Annotated in this window: 6 protein-coding genes; all 6 read left to right on the forward strand. The window is 71.4% G+C overall.

The features are described from left to right. Window positions 1-598, forward strand: a 598-nt coding sequence (locus ACFPZL_RS09350; RefSeq protein ID WP_382335199.1) for an SDR family NAD(P)-dependent oxidoreductase, incomplete at its 5' end; no start/stop codon positions are given. A gap of 26 nt (window positions 599-624) precedes the next feature. Then, window positions 625-945: a 2Fe-2S iron-sulfur cluster-binding protein gene (locus ACFPZL_RS09355; protein WP_218115099.1), complete on the forward strand. Its 321-nt coding sequence runs from the start codon at window positions 625-627 to the stop codon at window positions 943-945. Between the two features lie 2 nt (window positions 946-947). Continuing rightward, window positions 948-2,339 carry an NAD(P)/FAD-dependent oxidoreductase gene (locus ACFPZL_RS09360; RefSeq protein WP_218115098.1) on the forward strand — a complete coding sequence of 464 codons (1,392 nt, stop codon included), beginning with the start codon at window positions 948-950 and terminating at the stop codon, window positions 2,337-2,339. Between the two features lie 4 nt (window positions 2,340-2,343). Beyond that, on the forward strand, window positions 2,344-3,051 hold the full coding sequence (locus ACFPZL_RS09365; protein WP_236022033.1) for an HD domain-containing protein: 708 nt from the start codon (window positions 2,344-2,346) through the stop codon (window positions 3,049-3,051). Next, window positions 3,048-4,541: an aldehyde dehydrogenase family protein gene (locus ACFPZL_RS09370; RefSeq protein WP_218115097.1), complete on the forward strand. Its 1,494-nt coding sequence runs from the start codon at window positions 3,048-3,050 to the stop codon at window positions 4,539-4,541. The genes ACFPZL_RS09365 and ACFPZL_RS09370 overlap by 4 nt, the downstream gene beginning before the upstream one ends. 226 nt (window positions 4,542-4,767) lie before the next feature. After that, a partial coding sequence (locus ACFPZL_RS09375) for an IclR family transcriptional regulator (protein ID WP_382335202.1) occupies window positions 4,768-5,488 on the forward strand: 721 nt, incomplete at its 3' end.

Genomic DNA, 5,488 nt, shown 5'->3' on the forward strand with positions numbered 1-5,488 from the left:
CGCCGGCGGTCGCGTCTGGTCGGGCCGGCTCGACGTCACCTCGGTGGAGTCGACGGGGGCGGTCGCGGCGGCCGCGGCCGAGTTCGGCGGCGGGCGGATCGACGTGCTCGTGAACAACGCCGCGCTCTACGCGGGTATCACCCGCGCCCCCATCGAAGAGCTGGACCCCGATGAGTGGGATCGGGTGATGGCGGTCAACGCCAAGGGCCCGTGGCTGATGACCCGCGCGGCCTCGCCGTATCTCGGCGAGGGATCGCGCGTCATCAACATCGCGTCGGCCACCGTGTTCTCGGGCTCGGAGCAGTGGGCGCACTACGTCGCCTCGAAGGGAGCGGTGATCGGCCTCACGCGAGTCATGGCGAAGGAGCTCGGCCGTCGCGGCATCGGCGTGAACGCGATCGCTCCGGGCTTCACGCTGACCGAGGCGAGCTACGGACACATGGCCGACGCCGAGAGCTACGGGGTGGATCGTGGCGCGCTGCGCCGTGCGAGCCGGCCCGAAGACATCGTGGGCGCCGCGCTCTTCCTCGCCGGGGCGGACGCCTCGTTCATCAGCGGCCAAACCCTGATCGTCGACGGCGGCAGGCAGTTCATCTAGTCGACTCCCATACGAAGGAGAACAGCATGACGAAGGTCATCTTCACCAGCGCCTCGGGCGAGGTCACCGAGGTCGCGGCGAACCCCGGCGACTCGGTCATGGAGACGGCCGTGCGCAACGGCGTGCCGGGCATCGTCGCCGAGTGCGGCGGATCCCTCTCGTGCGCCACCTGCCACGTCTTCGTCGACGAGGCGGGGCTCGCCGAGCTGCCGCCGATGGAGGAGATGGAGGACGAGATGCTGTGGGGCACCGCGGTGGATCGCCAGGACAACTCCCGGCTCAGCTGCCAGCTGCGAGTCCGCGAGGGCTGCGCACTGCACGTCACGACCCCCGAGACGCAGATCTGATCATGGCCGGCCTGCTCATCATCGGCTCGTCTCAGGCGGGCGTGCAGCTCGCCGTCTCGCTGCGGGCGCTCGGCTACGAGCCCCCGATCACGCTGCTGGGAGACGAGGATCACCGCCCGTACCAGCGGCCGGCGCTCTCGAAGGAGTTCCTGCAGGACAAGATCACGAAGGAGTCGCTGATCTACCGCAGCCGGGAGTACTGGGAGGAGCACCGCATCGATGTCGTCAAGGGCGAGTGGATCGAGCACGTCTCGACGCGCGATGCCGGCACTGCCGCCGGATCCGGCATCGCCCGCTCGGCGACCGGCCGCGAGTTCGCCTTCGACCGGCTCGCGCTGACCGTCGGCGCGAGCGCGCGCCGGCTCGCGATCCCGGGCGCCGAGCTCGATGGCGTGCTGTACCTGCGCACGGCCGACGATGCGCTCGAGCTCAAGGCGCGCGCCCCCGGAATCGAGAACGTCGTCGTGATCGGCGGCGGCTTCATCGGCATCGAGGCGGCGGCCAGCCTGCACTCCATGGGCAAGAACGTGACGATCGTCGAGTTCGGGTCGCGGCTCGTCGGCCGGGCCGTGGGGCCCGAGACCGCCGAGTTCATCCGCGCCCATCACGTCGCGCAGGGCATCGACGTGCGCCTCGGAGCCGCGACCGAGGCCATCATCGGTGAGGAGGGCGCCGACGGAGCATCCCGCGTCACCGGCGTCGTGGTCGACGGCGAGACGATCCCGGCCGACCTCGTGCTCGTCGGCATCGGTGTGATCCCGAACACGCTGCTCGCCGAGCAGCTGGGCCTCGACGTCGACAACGGCATCGTGGTCGACCGTTGCGCCGTCGCCTCCGACGGCTTCACGCTCGCCGTCGGCGACTGCTCGAACCTGCCCAACCCGATCCCGAACTCGCCGGCAGGCGAGCGGGTGCGCTTCGAGAGCGTGAACCACGCCATCGAGCAGGCCAAGGTGGCGGCCTACGCCGTCATGGGGCGGCAGGAGGAGTACGGCGGCATCCCCTGGTTCTGGTCGAATCAGGGCGAGCTGAAGCTGCAGATCGCCGGGCTCTCGGCCGGGTACGACCGCGTCGTGAATCGCAGCCCGGAGGGCGAGGCCGGCGCCGCGCCGCGCAAGCTCTCGATCCTGTACTACCGCGGCGAGCAGCTGATCGCCGCCGACTGCATCAACGCGCCTCTCGACTTCATGATGGTGCGCCAGGCGCTGAACTCGGGGGTGAACCTGCCGGCCGAGGCCGTCGGAGATCTCGCCGTCCCGCTGAAGTCGGTGCTGGCCGCCGAGCACCGGGAACCGGCAGACGCCGCCCCGACCGGATCCGCAGCCGTCCCCGCCGGACCCGCCGCCGGACTCGTCGCCGAACCCGCACGCCCGACCGGAAGAACTGGAGAGTAGCACCGTGACGCCGCCCACCCCCCTCCCGCGAACGACACCGATCCCGGCGAACGGGCCGATCGACACTTCGCCGATTCAGACGACACCGCCCGCAGATACGGACCTCGACCCGATATGGGCGGCGGTGATCCCCGAGACCCGCGCCCGTTCCAACGACGTGCACCTGCCCATCTCGTTGGCCTTCGGCGAGCGCCTGGTGGCCGCGCACCCCGAGGCCGACGCGGTTCTCGTGCGCGTGAGCATCCTGCTGCACGACACCGGCTGGGGGCGCGTCGACGAGACCCGCATCATCTCCGAGGGGTTCGGCGGCGACTGGCGCAAGGCCGACATCCGATTCCAGCACGAGCAGCAGGGCTGCGCGATCGCCCGTGAGGTGCTCCCTCCGCTCGGCTACGACCCGGCGTTCGTCGACGCGGTCTGCGCGATCATCGACGGGCACGACACCCGGGCCGAGGCGCGATCGCTCGAGGACGCGCTCGTGCGCGACGCCGACCGGTTGTGGCGCTTCGACCACGCCGGCATCGCTCTGGCCTCCGGCTGGTTCGGGCTCGACCCCGCCACCTATTCCGACCGTCTGCGCGCCGAGATCGTTCCCGAACTGCTGACGGAGGCCGCGATCGCGATGGCGAACGCGGATCTCGACCGTTCCCAGGCCCTGCTGAAGACCTCGGTGCTGCGAGGGTCCGCGCAGAAACGGACGGTGCGGCCATGAGCGACGGATCGGGCCCCGGGACGACGGACTACCGGAACGACCCTTGGCATACCGGCGATCACTTCATCGACGGAGAATGGCGACCGTCGACCGGCACCGGCCGCATCGAGGTCGTGAACCCGGCGACGGGGGAGGCCTGGGCGAGCGTTCCGGTGGCTTCGACCGAGGATCTCGACGCCGCCATGGTCGCGGCCCGACGCGCCTTCGACGAGGGGCCGTGGCCCCGCATGGCGCCGAGCGAGCGAGCCGGGGTGCTGCTGCGCTTCGCCGACGAGGTCGAGGCGCGCGCCGAGGCGCTGTCGGCGACCAACACCCGTGAGAACGGCTCACCGGTGGCCGAGACCGGCGGAGCGGCGGCGAACGCCGCCGGGATCCTGCGCTACTTCGCCACGCTCGCCGGCCATCTCGAGCGCGAGGACGTGCGACCGTTCCCGCATGGCGGTGGCGGAGGCTCGGCAGAGAGCGTCGTGCGCCGCGATCCGCTCGGCGTCTGCGCGCTCATCGCGCCCTGGAACTTCCCGATCAACCTGGTCGTCATCAAGCTCGCTCCGGCGCTGCTCGCCGGCAACACGGTGGTGATCAAGCCGGCGTCGCCGACGCCGCTCTCGATCCGGCACATCGTCGAAGCCGCCGCCGCGGCCGGCGTGCCGCCCGGAGTCGTCAACCTGGTCACCGGCAACGGCCGCACCGGCGATGCGATGGTGCGGCATCCGCAGGTGGACAAGGTCGCCTTCACCGGCTCCACCGAGGTGGGGCGCAGGATCGCCGCGGCCTGCGGCGAGCTGCTGCGGCCGGTCACGCTCGAGCTCGGCGGCAAGTCCGCGGCGATCCTGCTCGACGACGTCGACCTCGACGCCTTCGCCCGCGTCTTCGTACGCTCGTGCATGCGCAACTCGGGGCAGACCTGCTACATCTCGACCCGCATTCTCGCCCCCCGCTCGCGCTACGAGGAGATCGTCGCGCGCATCACCGAGGTGGTGGCGGGCGCACCGCAGGGCGACCCCTTCGAACCCGGTACCGTGTTCGGCCCGGTCGCGAATCGCGCCCAGTACGATTCGGTGCTCGACCACCTCGCCTCAGCACGCGCGGAGGGCGCCCGCTTCGCGACGGGCGGCGATCCGCTCCCAGGGCCCGGCTTCTTCATCGCGCCGACCGTGCTGGCCGACGTGAGCCCCGAAATGCGGGTCGCGCGAGAGGAGATCTTCGGCCCGGTCGTCACGATCCAGCCCTACGGCGACCTCGACGAGGCGATCGGGATCGCGAACAGCACGCCGTTCGGCCTGGGCGGCATCGTGTTCTCGGTGGACGAGCAGCGCGCTTTCGAGGTGGCCGAACGCATCGACAGCGGTTCGGTCGGCATCAACTTCTTCGCGTCGAACCACGCGGCGCCCTTCGGCGGGCGCCACGACTCGGGCATGGGCGTGGAGTACGGCATCGAGGGGCTGGAGCAGTACATCGCGTTCAAGTCGATCCACCGCCGGGCCGACTGAGGCGTTGCCGGCCGAGCTGTTGTCGGCTGAGCCCTGCAGCCGGGCGGGTGCCGTCACTCGCCGTGTTTCGTTTGTCGGTTTGACGCGCTATTCCGCGGAATGGTGCATCACCCCGACGCATGAAGGGGAGCGGCGGCGGTAGCCTCGGGAGTGGCGGCGGCAGCTTGGGGAGCCGGCGACAGGCGCCGGGCCGCAGGTAGCGGGCAGCGGGTACGAGGAGGCGGAGATGAGCGAAGGGGTTCGCAGCGCCGATGCGTCGAGCCCCCAAGGGGTGCTCGACCGCGCCCTCGGCCTGCTCGGCAGCTTCTCGGAGGACGAGCCGGAGCTGAGCGCCGTCGAATTGTCGGAGCGCACCGGCCTCGCGCCCTCGACGATGCACCGCCTGATCGGCACGCTGCTGCGGCACGGGCTGCTGGTGCGGGTGCCCGATCACCGCTATGCGGTCGGCCCGCGGCTCTGGGAGCTCGGCGAGCTCTCGCCGCTGTCGCTGCGCCTGCGCGAGCGGGCGCTGCCGCACCTCGTGCGGCTCTACGAGGCCACGGGCGAGAACGTGCATCTCGCCGTGCTCGACGGCCCCGATCCGGAGCGATCCCACGCCCTCTACGTCGACCGGGTCACGGGCCGGCAGTCGATCCCGACGATCAGCCGGGCCGGCGGGCGGGGCCCGCTGCACGCGACCGGCGTAGGCCGGGCGCTGCTCGCAGGTCGCGACGAGGAGTGGTTGCGGCGCTGGTTCTCGACGCCGCGAGACCGCGAGACCGTGCACACGGTCATCGACGAGGCCGAACTGCGCGCCGAGATCGAGCGCACCCGCGCGCGCGGTTACGCGACGACTCGCGAGCAGATGACGCTCGGCAACGTGTCGGTCGCGGTCGCGCTGCCGCACGTCGGCGGCCTACCTCCGATCGCGGTCGGGCTGGTGGTGCACCTCGAACGCGTGGCCGGCG

It is taken from the genome of Leucobacter soli (assembly GCF_042659205.1).
Lineage (GTDB): Bacteria > Actinomycetota > Actinomycetes > Actinomycetales > Microbacteriaceae > Leucobacter > Leucobacter soli.